Annotated in this window: 16 protein-coding genes; 6 read left to right on the top strand and 10 right to left on the bottom strand. The window is 69.9% G+C overall.

Annotated features, from left to right (window positions below):
• Positions 1-91: 91 nt before the first annotated feature.
• From ABZ281_RS13070 to ABZ281_RS13055, 4 genes are all read right to left on the bottom strand, one after another.
• Positions 92-811, bottom strand: a complete 720-nt coding sequence (locus ABZ281_RS13070; protein WP_356654938.1) for a TetR/AcrR family transcriptional regulator C-terminal domain-containing protein — start codon at positions 809-811, stop codon at positions 92-94.
• A 33-nt stretch (positions 812-844) separates the two neighbouring features.
• Positions 845-1,468, bottom strand: coding sequence for a class E sortase (locus tag ABZ281_RS13065; RefSeq protein ID WP_356654936.1), 624 nt, complete (start codon positions 1,466-1,468; stop codon positions 845-847).
• Positions 1,469-1,525: 57 nt separating this feature from the next.
• Positions 1,526-1,699, bottom strand: a complete 174-nt coding sequence (locus ABZ281_RS13060; protein WP_190896304.1) for a hypothetical protein — start codon at positions 1,697-1,699, stop codon at positions 1,526-1,528.
• Positions 1,700-1,772: 73 nt separating this feature from the next.
• Positions 1,773-2,906 carry a glycosyltransferase family 2 protein gene (locus ABZ281_RS13055; protein ID WP_356654934.1) on the bottom strand — a complete coding sequence of 378 codons (1,134 nt, stop codon included), beginning with the start codon at positions 2,904-2,906 and terminating at the stop codon, positions 1,773-1,775.
• Between the two features lie 240 nt (positions 2,907-3,146).
• Here ABZ281_RS13055 and ABZ281_RS13050 point away from each other — a divergent pair, with 240 nt between their 5' ends.
• Positions 3,147-3,842 carry a L,D-transpeptidase gene (locus ABZ281_RS13050; protein WP_356654932.1) on the top strand — a complete coding sequence of 232 codons (696 nt, stop codon included), beginning with the start codon at positions 3,147-3,149 and terminating at the stop codon, positions 3,840-3,842.
• A 31-nt stretch (positions 3,843-3,873) separates the two neighbouring features.
• On the opposite strand, the gene ABZ281_RS13045 is transcribed toward ABZ281_RS13050, so the two are convergent.
• Genes ABZ281_RS13045 through ABZ281_RS13030 form a run of 4 tightly spaced genes read right to left on the bottom strand, consistent with a single transcriptional unit; the run spans position 3,874 to position 8,364 of the window.
• Positions 3,874-5,073, bottom strand: coding sequence for a Gfo/Idh/MocA family oxidoreductase (locus ABZ281_RS13045; protein ID WP_356654930.1), 1,200 nt, complete (start codon positions 5,071-5,073; stop codon positions 3,874-3,876).
• Positions 5,074-5,101: 28 nt separating this feature from the next.
• Positions 5,102-6,448: a sugar ABC transporter substrate-binding protein gene (locus ABZ281_RS13040; RefSeq protein WP_356654928.1), complete on the bottom strand. Its 1,347-nt coding sequence runs from the start codon at positions 6,446-6,448 to the stop codon at positions 5,102-5,104.
• A gap of 10 nt (positions 6,449-6,458) precedes the next feature.
• A complete protein-coding gene (locus ABZ281_RS13035; protein WP_356654926.1) occupies positions 6,459-7,382 on the bottom strand; it encodes a carbohydrate ABC transporter permease in 924 nt (307 codons plus the stop codon).
• A 16-nt stretch (positions 7,383-7,398) separates the two neighbouring features.
• On the bottom strand, positions 7,399-8,364 hold the full coding sequence (locus ABZ281_RS13030) for a sugar ABC transporter permease (protein ID WP_356654924.1): 966 nt from the start codon (positions 8,362-8,364) through the stop codon (positions 7,399-7,401).
• A 171-nt stretch (positions 8,365-8,535) separates the two neighbouring features.
• On the opposite strand from ABZ281_RS13030, the gene ABZ281_RS13025 reads away from it, so the two are divergent.
• From ABZ281_RS13025 to ABZ281_RS13015, 3 genes are all read left to right on the top strand, one after another.
• Positions 8,536-9,696 (top strand): ROK family transcriptional regulator, encoded by a 1,161-nt coding sequence (locus ABZ281_RS13025; RefSeq protein WP_356654922.1) that lies wholly within the window; start codon positions 8,536-8,538, stop codon positions 9,694-9,696.
• A gap of 151 nt (positions 9,697-9,847) precedes the next feature.
• Positions 9,848-10,033, top strand: coding sequence for a hypothetical protein (locus ABZ281_RS13020; RefSeq protein WP_356654920.1), 186 nt, complete (start codon positions 9,848-9,850; stop codon positions 10,031-10,033).
• A 55-nt stretch (positions 10,034-10,088) separates the two neighbouring features.
• Entirely contained in the window at positions 10,089-10,913 is an 825-nt protein-coding gene (locus ABZ281_RS13015) for an EamA family transporter (protein ID WP_356654918.1), read from the top strand.
• A gap of 35 nt (positions 10,914-10,948) precedes the next feature.
• Here ABZ281_RS13015 and ABZ281_RS13010 read toward each other — a convergent pair whose 3' ends face one another.
• Both ABZ281_RS13010 and ABZ281_RS13005 read right to left on the bottom strand, forming a co-directional pair.
• Positions 10,949-12,295, bottom strand: coding sequence for a S1 family peptidase (locus ABZ281_RS13010; protein WP_356654916.1), 1,347 nt, complete (start codon positions 12,293-12,295; stop codon positions 10,949-10,951).
• Positions 12,296-12,417: 122 nt separating this feature from the next.
• Positions 12,418-13,407: a hypothetical protein gene (locus ABZ281_RS13005; protein WP_356654914.1), complete on the bottom strand. Its 990-nt coding sequence runs from the start codon at positions 13,405-13,407 to the stop codon at positions 12,418-12,420.
• A 24-nt stretch (positions 13,408-13,431) separates the two neighbouring features.
• Between ABZ281_RS13005 and ABZ281_RS13000 the strand changes: the two genes are divergently transcribed.
• Positions 13,432-14,610: an aminotransferase class I/II-fold pyridoxal phosphate-dependent enzyme gene (locus ABZ281_RS13000; protein WP_356654912.1), complete on the top strand. Its 1,179-nt coding sequence runs from the start codon at positions 13,432-13,434 to the stop codon at positions 14,608-14,610.
• A gap of 30 nt (positions 14,611-14,640) precedes the next feature.
• Positions 14,641-14,939 (top strand): PPOX class F420-dependent oxidoreductase (locus ABZ281_RS12995; protein WP_356654910.1); only part of this gene is annotated, 299 nt, incomplete at its 3' end.

The raw sequence follows: 14,939 nt of genomic DNA, 5'->3' as shown, positions 1-14,939 counted from the left end.
GACGCCTGGCGTTACCTCGTGGAGGTCCAGGACGCGGGGAAGCCCGCGGACGTCACCGGTTACCGGTGAGGCGAGCGGGCTCCGGCGGGCCTCACAGGCCCCTCTCGACGAAGCGGTCCAGGAGGGCGTCCAGCCCCGCCGCCAGGCCTTCCGGCCCGCCCCGCTCGGCGAGGGCGGGTGCGGTCGCACGGAGTCTCGGGAGCTCCTCCGACGGCATGCGGTACAGACCGAGCCGGAACGCGGGGTCCGGCTCTCTGGGGTTGTCCACCACGGCCCGCAGCTCCACGGACACGTACCCGAGGACCCAGGCGGTGAAGGCGCGCAGGACCGGGGCGGAACGGGTCTCGTCGAAACCGGCGTCCCAGAGGACGCCGAGCACGCGTTCGTGATCCCTGAGGACCGCCGGCGCCCTGCGCGTCAGCGGTACCTCGGTGAAGCGGGTGAAGATCAGCGGCGCCCCCTCCGGGTGGTCGAGGCAGACCTGGTAGGTGATCCGGGCGATGCGGTGCAGTTCGGCCCGCCACTCGGGGCTCCCGGCGGCGGCCGTCTCCGGGGCGGGGGCCCGGGCGAGCCGGTCCTCCAGCTGCAGGAACAGGGCCTCCACCACGCCGTCCAGGAGCGCGGTCTTGCCCGGCGCGTAGCGGTACAGGGACATGGCCTCCACACCGAGCTCGGCACCGAGTCGACGCATGGTCAGTGCCGCGAGGCCTTCGCGATCGACCAGGTCCAGAGCCGCGGCGAGGACCCGCTCGCGACTGAGCCTGCCGTGGCGTCCGTCCTCGTCGGCGCCCGGCCCCGCGCCGTTCACCATCACCTGCCTCCTCCGTGGAGATGCCTCTCGCCGTCATGGCCTTTCGAGTTCGCCCCACACGACGAACCGGTGGACGTACGTGCCGTCCCAGCCGCGGTCCGTACACGTGATGAGGGTGATCCTGGCCTTGTCGGGCCGAGCCCCCGGCTTGCCGGGGACAGGAAGGAGGACACCGACGTCGGAGGGCTCCACGACCTTGCTGTGGGTGACCCGGTAGCTGTAGGTGGTCCGCTTCCACTCGACGTCGATCGTGTCGCCCTTCCTCAGCTCCGGGAGCTTGTTGAAGGGCCGCCCCCACCCCGTCCGGTGACCCGCGACCGCGAAATTGCCCGGCTCGCCCGGCAGCGCCGTCTCCGGGAAGTGCCCGGGGCCCTTCGCGAGAGCCGCCTGCGACACGCCCTCGACGATCACCGGGGCGAATTCCCGGCCGAAGCGGGGAACGCGCAGCACGGCGAAGGCGTCTCCGGCGCGCGGATCGGGTTTCTCCTGCCGCGCCTTCTGCGGTGGTGCGGCCGACTGCCGAAGCTCATGGCGCAGCGTCTGCTGCGTGTGTGCGTAGGCGTCGTCCGCCTGCCGGTCCTGGAAGATCCTCAGACCGCCCAAGGTCAGGCCGGTGAGAATCAGGCCGACGCTCAGCAGGCGGATCACCTTTCGCATTCCTGACCTCCTTCAGTGCGGTGGGGCCACTTCCGTGGCCCCGCCTCGGCGACCTTGTCAGGCGTCGTCCTCGATCTTGCGCGGGATCAGCCGCAGTGCGGCGCATCCCGCCGAGACCAGAACGAAGACGACGATCCAGAACCAGACACTTCCCGGGCCCCCGGTGACCGGCAGCAGCCCTGCCCCGGTGGTTCCACCGGCCGTGGTGCCGGCACCTACATAGTTCGCCATGATTCTTTCCCTTCTCCGCGCGAATTTCCTTGGGTGAGTTGTCGTGTGCGTCTGCGGGCGAGTCGTTCGGGTGTCACCAAGTGCGGTCCCTTCGCAGGGCCGTGTCCGCGAGCGCGCGGAGGTGGACGGCCTGGAGGAACAGGTCGTAGACCCACTCCGGCAGGACCAGCAACGAGGCGACCGACACACGCCAGCCGCGCGTTTTCACGGTGACCGCCCGCTCGATGGCGTAGAACGCCGTGAAGGCGATCCAGAACGGAGCGATGCGCATCCCCGAGCCGACGGCGAGGAAGTAGATGACGGACGCTATGTAGGCCGTCGACACGGACACTCCGAGGAAAGCCACGAGCTGTCGGGCCCAGCCTTCCGTCGTGTAACGGGTGAGGCCGTAGTCGATCAGGTTCTCCAGCGCGCCGCGCTTCCAGCGGAGCCGCTGCTTGGCAAGCGCCCGCCAGGTCTCCATGACTTCCGTGGTCATGGTGGCCGGTGTCGGGGCGACGATCCGATGGCCGAGATGTTTGAGGGCGAGCGTGAGTTCGTTGTCCTCGGTCAGCGCCTTCGTGTCGTAGACACCGTCGGCCGCGGGAAGCCGGCCCGATGACCGCGCCTTGAGGACGTCTTTCAGGGCTCCGGCCCGGAAAAGGCACGCGGTGCCGGTCAAGCACAGCACCTTGCCCCTTTTCCGCGCGGTGTCCCGCGCGTACCGGGCGAATTCGTTGCGCTGGAACGCCCCGCACAGCCTGCCGCCGGAGCGACCGCGGAAATTGCCGCCCACCGCGCCGAACCCCTGGCCCATCTTCCTGAGGGTCACCTCGATGAAGTGGGGATCCAGATAGGTGTCGGCGTCCTGGACGAGGAGCGCGTCCTGATCGGAGAGGTACGGCAGCAGTCTGCCCAGTGCCCCGTTCAGGTTGCCGGCCTTCTTGTGCCGGTTGCCGACCGAATGCCAGACCTCGGCCCCGGCCGCGTGGGCGATCCGCTCCAGCTCCGCGGTGCGGCCGATGTCCTGGTGCGGATCGAGCGTCACGACGACCCGGTCCGCGGGCCGCGTCTGCCCCAGCAGGGCCTCCAGCACGTGGGGGAGTGAGTCCACTTCCCTGTAGGCGGGCACGAGCACGATCACCCGAGGCGACTCCAGCGCCGCCACGGCCGCCGGGTCACACCTCGGACGGAGATCCGGTGCTGTCGGTGAGGGCGTCTCGATCATCACGTGCTCCGTGCGGCTGGAAGAACTGCTACGTCATGTCTGTAACCTTACGTTGTAAACGTATATGCGCAACTTACGGCATAGGTTTCGCCTGTCCACCGCTTCGTGCGGTCCCGGGCCGTTCCATGAGGAATGTCACTGTTCCGTCCCGGCGCGGCCTCCTGCACAACCGGAACCGGTCCCCGCCCGTCTAGCTGGCAGACACCGAAGAACCGCTTTCGTGAAAGGGCAGGACCAGCCATGGGGGACGTACGCAGACGGAGCGCCGTCGCACTGGGGATCACCGCTCTGGTGGCACCGCTCACGCTCGCACTCGGAGCCGCACCGGCCCAGGCCGCGAGCTGCACCACACAGGCAGGCCCGTACCAGAAGAAGGTGGAGAAGTTCCTCGGCCGTCCGGTCGACGGCAAGCAGTCCGCCGCCGACTGCAAGGCCATCCGCGCCTTCCAGACCAAGCACGGCATCTCCCCGAACATCGGCTACGCCGGCTCCGTCACCTGGGGCGTGATGGACCTGATGCAGAAGCAGAAGGCCGTCGGGAAGATCCCCAACAAGGACGGCAAGTGCCCGGTGAACAAGGGCCGGATCGCCTGTGTGAACCTGACGCTCCAGCTCAGCTGGATCCAGGACGGCAAGAAGCTCGTCTACGGCCCCGTGCCGGTCCGCACCGGCCGCGACGGGTACGAGACCCGCACCGGCCTGAAGAAGATCTACTGGCGCAACATCGACCACGTGTCGTCCATCTACCACGTGCCCATGCCCTACGCGCAGTTCTTCGACGGCGGCCAGGCCTTCCACTCGGTCGGCGTCAGCATGTGGAACCCGCCGGGCTCGCACGGCTGCACCAACATGACGAAGACCGACGCCAAGAAGTACTGGTCGCTGCTGAAGAAGGGCGACGACGTCTTCGTCTACGGCCGCAAGCCGGGCACCTGATCCCAGGCACCCGGCTCGCTTGCGGCGTCTCCTACTGGGGCGCGGCCCCGAAGTCCGGGATCTCCAGCCTGACCCCGCCCTGCCGCGCCGACTCGTGCGCGATGATGCCCGGCAGGGTGTAGCGGGCGGCCACCCACGCGTTCACCGACGGCAGCGTGCGGGCGTTGACGGCGGTCACGAAGTCGTCCACCAGGAAGTGGTGGCTGCCCTCGTGGCCGTTGTGGAGGTGGTCGAACTCCCTCGGCAGCCGCGCGCGGTCGTGCACGGGCGCCGACCCGGAGGTGAAGGCGGCCCGCAGCTCCGGCGCGATGTGCTGGAGCGACGGGTCGTCGGGCGCCATGGTGGGCTTGGGCTCCAGCAGTTCGCTGATGTCCTGCACCCCCTTCTTGTCCTGCCACAGGGCGACCGTGGCGAGCTGTTCCATGCTCGCCTCGGTGCCGAAGAAGCGGAAGCGCGACTCCCGTATGTGCGAGGGGTAGCCGACCCGCCGGAACTCGTTCGTACGGAACGAGCCGCCGCCCGCCACCTCGTACAGCGCGGTGGCGTTGGAGACGTCGTTGCCGAACTGGCTGACGTCCTTGTCGAAGACGCCGTCGCCCCGGTCGTCGACGACGCCGATCGCCGACACGCTCACCGCGTGCGTCTTCCAAGCGCCCAGCACCCCGCCGACCGCGTGCGTCGGGTACAGCAGGGGGGGATAGCTGGCGGTCGCCTTCCAGTTCTCGCCGCCGCTGTACTGGTAGGCCTCGTAGAACCCCAGGTCCATGTCGTGGACGTAGTCGCCCTCGGCGTAGAAGAGCCGTCCGAAGGCGCCCTCGGCGATCTGGTTGCGGGCGTGGACCGTGGCCGGGTTGTACTCGCTGGTCTCGCCCATCATGTAGGTCAGCCCGGTGGCCCTGACCGCGTCGATGATCGCCGCGATCTCCTCCGTGCTGATGGCCATGGGGACGGCGGAGTACACGTGTTTGCCGGCGTTCAGTCCCTGGAGCACCAGCGGTCCGTGCGTCCAGCGCTGGGTGAAGATCGCGACGGCGTCGACGTCCTCCGACTCGAGCATGGCCTGGTACGACGGGAAGGTGCCCGCCAGCCCCTGGGTGGCGGCGAGTTGCGCGGCCCGCTCGGGCAGCAGGTCGGTGACGTAGACGTCGCCGACGCCGGGGTGGGCCTGGAACAGGGTGGCGAACTGGCCCGAGAACTGTCCGGCGCCGACGATGCCGATGGAGAACGTCATGTAAGGCGTGCCCTTCACTGGTGGGGGATCACTGCGAGAGGATCAGGTTGATCTGTTCATTGGTCTGGTCGAGGCTGCTCGCGGGCTTGCCGTTGCCGTAGATGTCCTCCATCGCGGGTGCCATCAAGGCGGTCATGTCCGCCGAGTAGCGGGCGATCGGATAGGAGAAGGTCCAAAAGCGCTTCTTGTCGGCCACGGGCTCGGTGAACGCCGAGACGTCGATGCCCTTCTTCCGGTACGCGGCGACGGCCGCCTCGGTCCCGGCCGGGGTGGCGGGGAAGACGACCCCGGACGTGCCGACGACGGTCTGGCAGCGGTCCGAGGCCAGATAGGCCACCCACTTGCGGGCGCCCGCCTTGTTCTTGGAGGCCTTGGTGATGGAGTCGGCGAGGCCGTTCATCATCGTGGCGCGCCTGCCGGTCGGGCCGGCCGGCGTCAGGGCGGTCTTGATGTCCTTGCCCTTGAAGCCCGCGTAGGTGGAGATCATCCAGGCCCCGTCGAACGCGGTGGCCGCTTTGCCCGCGGCGACCTGGGTGTTCGCCTGGTTGGACTGGACGTTGTAGTCGGACAGCGGCGGCATGTAGCCCTTCTTCGCCAGCCCGAAGTACCACTGGACGACGGACTGGAAGATCTTGCTGTCGTACTGGTACTTCGTGCCCCAGCGCGGCTTGTCGAGGTAGCTCCAGCCGGCTGAGGCGGCGAAGGTGCTCCACTGGGTCTGGCCGTCGCCGAACCCGCCGCCGCCCGAGGCCATGCCGTAGACCTTGACGTTGTTCTTGTCGAAGCCCGCCTCGTCGCCCCGCTTGCCGTTCTTGTCGACGGTGAGGTGGGCGACGGCCTTCTCGAAGGTGCCGCCGTCCTTCGGGTTCCAGGAGAGGTCGTTCAGCTGCTCCGCGGTGAGGCCGGCGTCCTCGGTCAGCTTCTGGTTGTAGAACAGCGCGACGGTGTCCCAGTCCTTCGGAGCGCCGTAGCGGTGGCCGTCCTGGCCGACCCAGTTGGCGGCGAGGCCCGGCTGGTAGTCGGAGTCCTCGATGCCGAGGTCGTCGAGCGGCTCGAGGACCTTCAGATCGGCGAACTGGCCGAAGTTCTGGATGTGGTCGGTGAACACGTCCGGCTGGGTGCCGGCGATGAACCCGGCGGTGAGCTTGGTCCAGTAGTCGCTCCAGCCCAACTGCGTGATCTTCACCTTCAGACCGGGGTTCTCCTTCTCGAAGCCCTTGGCGCACGCCTGGTAGGAGGGCAACTGGTTGGCGTCCCACAGCCAGTACGTGACCGTATGGGCCAAGGAGCCGGCGCCTCCCTGCGCGCACCCGCTGACCAGGGACAGCGCCAGCGCTCCGGTTGCCGCGACGAGCGGACGAAGTCGAATTCGCATCACAGTCCCCTTACTTGATCCCGGTGAAGCCGATGGAGCTGACGATCCGACGGGCGAAGCAGGCGAACAGCACCAGCATCGGCAGCGCGGCGATCAGCGTCGCGGCCATGAGCCCGGACCAGTCGACGCCGGTTGCCGGGGTCTGCGCCCGGAAGACCGCCAGCGCCACGGTCAGCACCCGCGAGCTGTCGCTGTAGGAGACCATCAGCGGCCAGAAGTAGTCGTTCCAGGAGGTGATGTACGTCAGCACACCCAGCGTGATGATCGGCGTGGACGCCATCGGCAGCACCACCCGGAAGAAGATCTTGACCTTCCCGGCACCGTCGAGCAGCGCGGCCTCCTCGACCTCCTTGGGGATGTTCATGAAGAACTGCCGCAGGAAGAACACCGCGAACGGCGTCATGAACATGGTGGGCAGTGCGATGCCCAGGAGCGTGTCGATCAGGTGCAGTTGCTTGATGAGCACGAAGTTCGGCAGCAGGGTGAAGATGGCCGGCACCATCATCCCGGCCAGGAACAGCCCGAACACCTTGTCCCGGCCCCGCCAGCGCAGCCGCGAGAAGGCGTAGGCGGCCATCGCGGAGAAGAAGATCTGGCAGCCGGTGATCAGGGTCGAGACCAGCACCGAGTTGAGCAGGTAGCGCCAGAAGTCCAGTCCGCCGCCCGCGCCGCCCTGCGCGACGGCCTCCTCGGTCGACTGCAGTCCCAGGGCGCGTTCGAAGCCGCTGGTGGTCAGGTCGACCGGCAGGGGGTTGGTCGGGTCGGCGCTCAGGCCCGCGTTGGTGGACAGCGCGGTGCGCAGGATCCAGTAGAACGGCAGCAGGGTGATGAGGACGATCAGTCCCATCACGGTCCAGGCGGCGGCCCGCCCGAAGGGGAACCTGCGCCGGACCGGCCGCAGAGTGGTCGGCGGTGTTGTCGTCACGGTAGCCATGGCGGTGTCTCCCTTCTCAGCCGAGGTCGGTCCGGCCGGCCCGGGTGAGCCGGTACTGGAGGACGGTGATCGCGCTCAGCACGACCAGCAGGGCGACGGACATGGCCGAGGCGTAGCCGAACTGGAAGCGGCCGAACGCCGAGCCGTAGATGTAGTACTGCAGGACGTTGGTCGCGTTCGCCGGGCCGCCGGCGGTGGTCACGGCGACGGTGTCGAAGACCTGGAACGACCCGATCACCGTCATGATCAGTACGACCGCGAGCACCGGCCGCAGCAGCGGCATGGTGATCCGCCAGAACATCCGCCACTCGCTCGCGCCGTCCACCCGGGCCGCCTCGTACATGTCGCCCGGGACGGCCTGGAGGCCGGCGAACAGCAGCAGGGCGGTGTACCCCACGTGCCGCCACACGTTGATGAGCGCGATCGTCGGGATCGCCCAGGTCTCGTCGGCGAGAAACGGGATGCGGTCCACACCGAGGCCGCTGATGATCTCGTTACCGATGCCGAGCTGGGTGTCGAGGATCCACAGCCAGACCAGGCCGGCGACGACGTTCGACATCAGATACGGCGTCAGTACGAGCCCGCGGAGCATCGCCGACTGCGTCAGCCGCTGGAGCAGGACGGCGATGGCGAGCGCCGCGACCGTCTGGACGCCGATGTTGATGAAGACGTACTCGACGGTGACCCACAGGGAGTCCCAGAAGATGGGGTCGTTGACCATGCGGACGTAGTTGTCCAGGCCGACCCACTCCGCCGGCGTCAGCAGGTTGAAGCGGGTGAAGCTCAGGTAGATGCCCCGGAGCGTCGGCCACAGCAGGAAGACCAGGAAACCGAGCAGGGCCGGGGCGATGAAGAGCGCGGCCAGCCGGCCGTCCCCCCGGTCCTCGCCGGACACCCCCTGTCGTGTCCCGGTCCTGCTTGGGGCCTCCGCCGCGCCGCCCGTGGGCAGACGTGAAGGAGGACTGCTGGAGGCGATGGTCATCGGGAGACTCCCTCGCTGCGGCGGCTCGTCCTCTGGCGGGACTTACTTTTGGTGCGAAACAATTGCTACGTCAAGAGGCGGGCAAACATCTTTTCCCAAGAACCTTCATCGGCCTAGAGTGGTCATGTTGGTTTCAGTGCGAAAAAAATGGGTGAGGGGAGTCGGACCTCCATGACCGACGGCACCGCCGGCTGGCTGCCGCTGAGCGCGGGCGAGCGCTCCGTGGCGATCGAAGTGCTCGTCCACGGCCCGCTGTCGCGCACGGAACTCGCCCGCAGGCTGGGCCTGTCGGCCGGCAGTCTCACCCGGCTGACCAAGCCCCTGATCGAGTCGGGCCTGCTCGTCGAGGTGCCCGAGGCGGGGGCGCCCGCGGAGACGCGCCAGGGCCGCCCCTCCCAGCCGCTGGACGTCGTCGCCGACTCGGACTTCTTCCTCGGCTTCAAGATCACCGAGGACACGGTCTACGGCGTCGTCACCACCCTCCGCAGCCATATCGTCGCCCGCCACGACCACCCGCTCACCACCCACGACCCCGCCGAAGTCGCCGACGTCCTGGCCGAGATGACCGCCGAACTGGCCACGGACCACCCCCGCCTCGCCGGTATCGGCATCGGGGTCGGCGGGTTCGTCCAGGATCGCGCCGTGGTCGGCGAGTCCCCCTTCCTGCTGTGGCGGGACGTCCCACTGGCCGACCTGGTCGAGGAGCGCACCGGGCTGCCGGTGGTCGTCGAGAACGACGTCGCCGCCCTGGTCGAGGCCGAGACCTGGTTCGGCGCCGGACGCGGCCTCGACCGCTTCGTCGTCCTCACCATCGGCGCCGGCCTCGGCTACGGGCTCGTCCTGGGCGGCAGGCGGGTGCCCTTCGCGGAGGAGGACCGCGGTTTCGGCAGGCACTGGATCGTCGACTCCAACGGGCCGCTCACCCCCGACGGCAGGCGCGGCAGCGCCGTCTCGCTGCTGACCATCCCCAGCATCCGCTACCAGATCCGGGCCGCCACCGGCGGTGACCGCACCTACGAGGAGATCCTCTCCCTGGCCGCCGCGGGGGACCCGATGTCCGCCCGGGTCGTCGACGAGGCCGCACGTGCCCTGGGCACGCTCGTCGCGCAGATCTCCAACTTCGTGATGCCGCAGAAGATCCTGCTCGCGGGGGAGGGGGTCGGGCTGATGGACGTGGCCGGGAAGACGGTCGAGGAGACCGTGCGTGACCTCCGGCACCCGCTGGCCGCTCCGGTCGACCTGGAGACGAAGGTGTCCGATTTCCACGACTGGGCCCGTGGCGCGGCCGTGCTGGCCATCAAGGTTCTGGTGCTGGGATCGGCCGAAGCGTGAACGGCGGCGAATGTCCGGGTGGCGAAAGGTACTCGCAGGTGGCTGATGTGAACAGCCTCACGTTTACCAGGAGATGGACGTGATCAGCAACACTGTCCGAAATGATCGTTTAGGTCGTGATTACTCACACTGCCTTCACGTGCGGCGACGTATGCTTCACAGCATGTCCACCACTGTTGAATCATCATCCGAGCGATCGGCTGACGAGGTCAACGAGGAGATCCGCGCGCTGTGGCGCCGGTCGGGCGGGACACTGAGCGTCGAGCAGCGTGAGGTATACCAGCGGCTCGTCCTGGAGTGGGCCGCCGCGGCCCCGCAACCGGCGCCCGCGGCCTGACCTTCGTCCCGACCCGCCGACACATCGGACCCTCGTCGAAGGGCACCCCTGATCAATGGGTGCCCTTCTCGCACTTTCCTCGGCCGTCGTCTACGGCATCGTTGACTTCACCGGCGGTCTGCTGTCCCGGCGCGCACATCACACCGCCGTCACCTTCCTCGGCCAGCTGGGCGGGCTGCTGCTCGCCTGTGCCGCCGCGCTGCTGCTGCCCGCCGACGCCGTCCACTCGGCCGACCTGCTGTGGGGCGCGCTGTCCGGCGTCGGCAGCGGCACCGCCATGTGGTTCCTCAACCGAGGGCTGAGCCGGGGCGACATGAGTGTCGTCGTGCCCGTGAGTGCGGTCACCGGGGTCGCGCTGTCGGTGTTGTGCGGGGTCCTCGTCCTCGGCGACCGTCCGGGCGCCGTCGCCTGGCTGGGCATCGCCGTCACGGTGCCCGCGCTGTGGTTCGTCGCCGGTGGCCGGAGCGGGGCGGGGAAGGGAACCGGGGACGGACTGATCGCCAGCCTGGGCGTCGCGGTGCAGTACCTCGCCCTCGGCCAGGCCGGACCCGGCAGCGGCCTGTGGCCCGTCGCCGCGGGCCGGGTCGCCGCCGTCCTCGTCCTCCTGCCCGACGCCGCGCGTCACGCCCGCCGGCTGAAGCTGCAGCCGGTCCGTTGCGCCCAGGCCGTCCTCATCGGGGCCGGAGCAGCCCTCGGCCTCGTGCTGTATCTGCTCGCCGCCCAGCGGCAGTTGCTCGCCGTCGCCGTGGTCCTGGCCTCCCTCTACCCGGCCCTTCCCGTGGTGCTCGGCCTCGCCCTGCTGCACGAGCGGATCAGCTGCCGTCAGGCGGTGGGACTGCTGGGGGCGGGCATCGCGACCGTGCTGCTCACGCTGGGCTGACGGGCACGCCACACGCCCGCCCGCCACCGGCGCCGTCATCCCCAAGTGGCCGAGTAGTGCTGCCGGTACGCCTTGCGGTCCTGCTCCGCTCGGATCCACCGGGTCGCCACCAGCGCGACGAGGCTGCCCCCGATGACGAGCATGCCAGGACCGACGTTGCGCGGGTCGGTGAGGCGGCTCAGCAGCGTCGACACGTCCGTGCCCGTGATCGGCGCCGACGAACCCGGCGAGGCCGCGCCCTGCGACGCCGACGGCGCGGGAGCGGCACCCGTGCCGCCGGACGGCTTCGCCACGATCAGCTTGACCCCGAGCTCGGTCAGCGCCTTCGTCACCGGCTGGAAGAACGTCGTACCACCCGCCGTGCAGTCCCCGCTGCCGCCCGACGTCACGCCGAGCGCGACACCGTCGGCGAACATCGGGCCTCCGCTGTCGCCAGGTTCGGCGCACACGTTCGTCTCGATGAGGCCGGTGACCGTGCCCTCCGGGTAGTTGACCGTCGCGTTGAGCGCGGTCACCTCCCCCTCGCGCAGCCCGCTGGTGCTGCCGCTGCGGAAGATCTTCTGCCCGACCTCCGCGTCGGCGACGCCCGTGATCCGCACACCCTTGCCGTCGCCGACCACGACGACGTCCGCGCCCTTGCCCGCACGGCCGCCGTCGTACTTCACCAGGGAGTAGTCGTCGCCGGGAAAGCTCCCCTTGAGTGACGTGCCGACCTGGTCCCGGCCACGGTCGTCGGCGAACCAGACGGAACCGTCGGGCCCGCAGTGCCCGGCCGTGAGGATGAAGTCGCTCTTCCCGTCGGTCACGTTGAACCCCGCCGAACAGCGCCCGGCGGTCGACAGGATGGGCTGCGCGCCGTTGACCCGCGTCGTGAACGTGCCCTCGGAGCGCTCCATGCGCACGAACGATCCGATGCCCTCGGCGACCTCCGTCATCCGGGACCAGTCGGAGGAGGAGACGGTGCTGTCGCCACGCACCACCACCTGGTTGCTCTTGTAGTCCAGGGCCCACGACGTTCCGGAGACCCGGGGCGCCGAACGCAGCGTCGCCGCCGCGGACTTGAGGTCGCTCATGCTGTGTTCGACCATCTTGGCCTGCGCGCCGGCCCGTTTCACCTCGGCTGCCGCCTTGTCGTCGGTGACCGCGACGACCGGCCGCCCGGCCTTGTCGACCCAGCTGCCGGCGGTGCGGGAGTTCCCCAGCCGGGACACCAGGTCGGTGCCCTCACCGGTCGCCGGCGGCGCGGTGAACGGGACGCCGATGGACGGGGTCGCGGGCTCGCTCGCCACGGCGTTGGTGACCATCGCTCCTCCGAGGAGGAGTCCGCCGACGGCCGCCAGCCGTGTCACTCGCCGGACGACCCGTCGTCGTGCGTGCCTCATGCATGGCTCCCGAACCCGAACATCACGGTGTGAACACCGCGGGGCCCTCCTTGAGTTGAGTGCCCTTCATCCATACGGGCCGGAGCCGTACCGCGTTCAGCGCACCGGTGATCTCTTCGGTCTCACCCGGCGACCGGGGCCGCGAGCAGGGCCCCGCTGCGCGCGTCGCCCCACACCGAGCCGGGGTCGACATAGGGCCGCAGCAGGGCGGTGAGCGCCGGGTCACCACGGCCGTTCAGCTCGTCGGAGGCGATCTTGCGGGCGATCCCGGCGAGGAAGTCCGCCACCTGCACCCGCGCGTCGTCCCGCGCGACGACGAGCCGCAGCCCCACCAGGCCGATCCCGGCCCGCCGGGCCGTCCCCTCGATCCACGCGATGCGGTCCGGCGTCAGCATGTTCTGCCGGTCGTGCACGAGGTGGACCGGCCGCCCGTCACGGCTCCAGAGCGCCGCCGTCCGCACGATCGCCGGGAGCAGCGGGTTGAGCAACGGGATCAGCGGCGGCCCGGCCAGGAACCCGTTCCGGTAGGACACCGCGCGGGGCCGGGTCGCGGCGAGCCGCTCCAGGATCCTGGCCGCGTCCGTCCGCGGGTGCGTCCGGCGCAGGGCGTCGACCCTGTCGTAGAAGGCGTCCACCGGGTCCCCGTCCTGGCGGACCCGCAGCAGCTGGTTGGCCGCCTCCAGGAACGCCCGCCAGCCGTCCTGCCCGAAGGCCCGGGACCCCGCTCGGAACAGCACGGCCGCCTCTGCCGAGTCGTCCAGCAGCAGGCCGAGGGTCCGGTCCACCACGAAGAACGTCTTCTCCATGAGGTGCACCCGTGCCTGCCCGTGGATCGGGCCCCGCGGCGTGAGCAGCCACTCCAGCACCGCGCGGTGCTTCTCCCGCAGCAGGTGGTTCGCCTTGTACTCCTCGGCCGGCGACCGGATCCGGTCCCGGATCTCCCGTACCGTCGCCGCGGCCGACGCCACGGACAGCGAGACGCCTGCGTGCGCGAACACGTCCGTGTTCCCGCCGGTGAGGTTCTCGCCGTCCGATCCCGACTCGTCGCAGGCGACCTCCAGGAACGCGCCCGCCGCCCCGCCCCGCTCCCCGTCCACAAGATTCCCGCTCACCGCACAGCCCCCTATCGTGTGCCCATGACCAGGATCCCGCACGAGACGTCCGGTGAACCGAATCCCCTGCAAGCGCTCACCCTCGACCGGCTCCGGCAGCGCACCAGCATGAAGTGGCGCACCTACCCGGAGGACGTACTGCCGCTGTGGGTGGCCGAGATGGACGTGCCGCTCGCCGATCCCGTCGTGCGTGCCGCCACCGACGCACTCCACCTCGGCGACACCGGCTACCCGGCCGGCACCGCCTACGCGGAGGCCCTGGCCGCCTTCGCCGGGAAGCGGTGGGGATGGGACGGGCTCGCGGTGGAGCGCACCGCGATCGTGCCCGACGTCATGCTGGGCGTCGTCGAGATGATCAAACTGGTCACCGGTCCCGGCGACACGGTGGTCGTCAACCCGCCCGTGTACCCGCCGTTCTACATGTTCGTCGAGCACATGGACCGGCGGGTGGCCGAGGCCCCGCTCGGGGCGGACGGGCGGATCGATCTCGGTGTCCTGGAGGAAACCTTCCGGCAGGCCGTGGCGGACGGGCGGCAGGCCGCCCACCTGTTGTGCAGCCCCCACAACCCGACCGGCACGGTGCACACCGCCGAGGAGCTGTCCGCCGTCGCCGGGCTCGCCGAGCGGTACGGCGTGCGCGTCGTCGCCGACGAGATCCACGCCCCGCTCGTGCTCGGCGACGCCGGCTTCGTGCCGTATCTGAGCGTGCCGGGCGCCGAGCGCGGCCTGTCGCTGATGTCGGCTTCGAAGGGCTGGAACCTGCCCGGGCTCAAGGCCGCCCTCGCGATCGCCGGGCCGGGTGCCGCCGCCGACCTGGAGCGGATGCCCGAGGAGGTGGGGCACGGCCCGAGTCACCTCGCCGCCATCGCCCACACCGCCGCCCTGCGCGACGGCGTCACCTGGCTGGACGCCCTGCTGGCCGGCCTCGACGGCAACCGGCGGCTGCTCGCGGACCTGCTGGCCGAGCACCTGCCCGCGATCCGCTACCGGCCGGGCGACGCCACCTACCTGGCCTGGCTCGACTGCCGCGCCCTCGGGCTCGGTGACGACCCGACGGAGGTCTTCCTGCGACGCGGCCGGGTCGCCCTCAGCTCCGGTCTTCCGTTCGGCACCGGAGGCACCGGCCATGCCCGCCTCAACCTGGCGACCTCGCGGGAGGTTCTCACGGAGGGCGTACGGAGAATGGCGGCGGCGCTGCGCTGAACCCGGGGGCACGCTCGTACACTTCCCGCCATGGACGACAGGACGCTGGACGCACTCGGCGCGGGCAAGTACCTGCTGGTCACCAGCTACCGCAAGAACGGCACGCCGGTCGCCACCCCGGTCTGGGTGGTACGCGACGGGGACGCGCTGGGCGTGTGGACCCCCGCCGACTCCTGGAAGGTGAAGCGGATCCGCAACCGTGCCGACGTGCTGGTCGGGCCCTGCGACCTGCGCGGCAACCCCACCGGCGACCAGGTGCCCGCGACGGCGGAGATCTGCGACGCGGCCACCGCCGGCCGCTACCGGCAGCTGATCGGCCGCAAGTACGG

It is taken from the genome of Streptomyces sp. NPDC006265 (assembly GCF_040613555.1).
GTDB lineage: Bacteria > Actinomycetota > Actinomycetes > Streptomycetales > Streptomycetaceae > Streptomyces.
Note: the sequence above shows the minus strand (reverse complement) of the source record. Positions and strands in the feature narration are given on the sequence as shown.

Bases quoted from the DNA above. Each gene is read 5' to 3' on its own strand.
- ABZ281_RS13020 (WP_356654920.1), top strand. From the start codon at position 9,848: ATGCTTCACAGCATGTCCACCACTGTTGAATCATCATCCGAGCGATCG.
- ABZ281_RS13055 (WP_356654934.1), bottom strand. From the start codon at position 2,906: ATGATCGAGACGCCCTCACCGACAGCACCGGATCTCCGTCCGAGGTGT.
- ABZ281_RS13035 (WP_356654926.1), bottom strand. From the start codon at position 7,382: ATGGCTACCGTGACGACAACACCGCCGACCACTCTGCGGCCGGTCCGG.
- ABZ281_RS13010 (WP_356654916.1), bottom strand. From the start codon at position 12,295: ATGAGGCACGCACGACGACGGGTCGTCCGGCGAGTGACACGGCTGGCG.
- ABZ281_RS13000 (WP_356654912.1), top strand. From the start codon at position 13,432: ATGACCAGGATCCCGCACGAGACGTCCGGTGAACCGAATCCCCTGCAA.
- ABZ281_RS13015 (WP_356654918.1), top strand. From the start codon at position 10,089: ATGGGTGCCCTTCTCGCACTTTCCTCGGCCGTCGTCTACGGCATCGTT.
- ABZ281_RS13050 (WP_356654932.1), top strand. From the start codon at position 3,147: ATGGGGGACGTACGCAGACGGAGCGCCGTCGCACTGGGGATCACCGCT.
- ABZ281_RS13045 (WP_356654930.1), bottom strand. From the start codon at position 5,073: ATGACGTTCTCCATCGGCATCGTCGGCGCCGGACAGTTCTCGGGCCAG.
- ABZ281_RS13070 (WP_356654938.1), bottom strand. From the start codon at position 811: ATGGTGAACGGCGCGGGGCCGGGCGCCGACGAGGACGGACGCCACGGC.
- ABZ281_RS13025 (WP_356654922.1), top strand. From the start codon at position 8,536: ATGACCGACGGCACCGCCGGCTGGCTGCCGCTGAGCGCGGGCGAGCGC.
- ABZ281_RS13060 (WP_190896304.1), bottom strand. From the start codon at position 1,699: ATGGCGAACTATGTAGGTGCCGGCACCACGGCCGGTGGAACCACCGGG.
- ABZ281_RS13030 (WP_356654924.1), bottom strand. From the start codon at position 8,364: ATGACCATCGCCTCCAGCAGTCCTCCTTCACGTCTGCCCACGGGCGGC.
- ABZ281_RS13065 (WP_356654936.1), bottom strand. From the start codon at position 1,468: ATGCGAAAGGTGATCCGCCTGCTGAGCGTCGGCCTGATTCTCACCGGC.
- ABZ281_RS13040 (WP_356654928.1), bottom strand. From the start codon at position 6,448: ATGCGAATTCGACTTCGTCCGCTCGTCGCGGCAACCGGAGCGCTGGCG.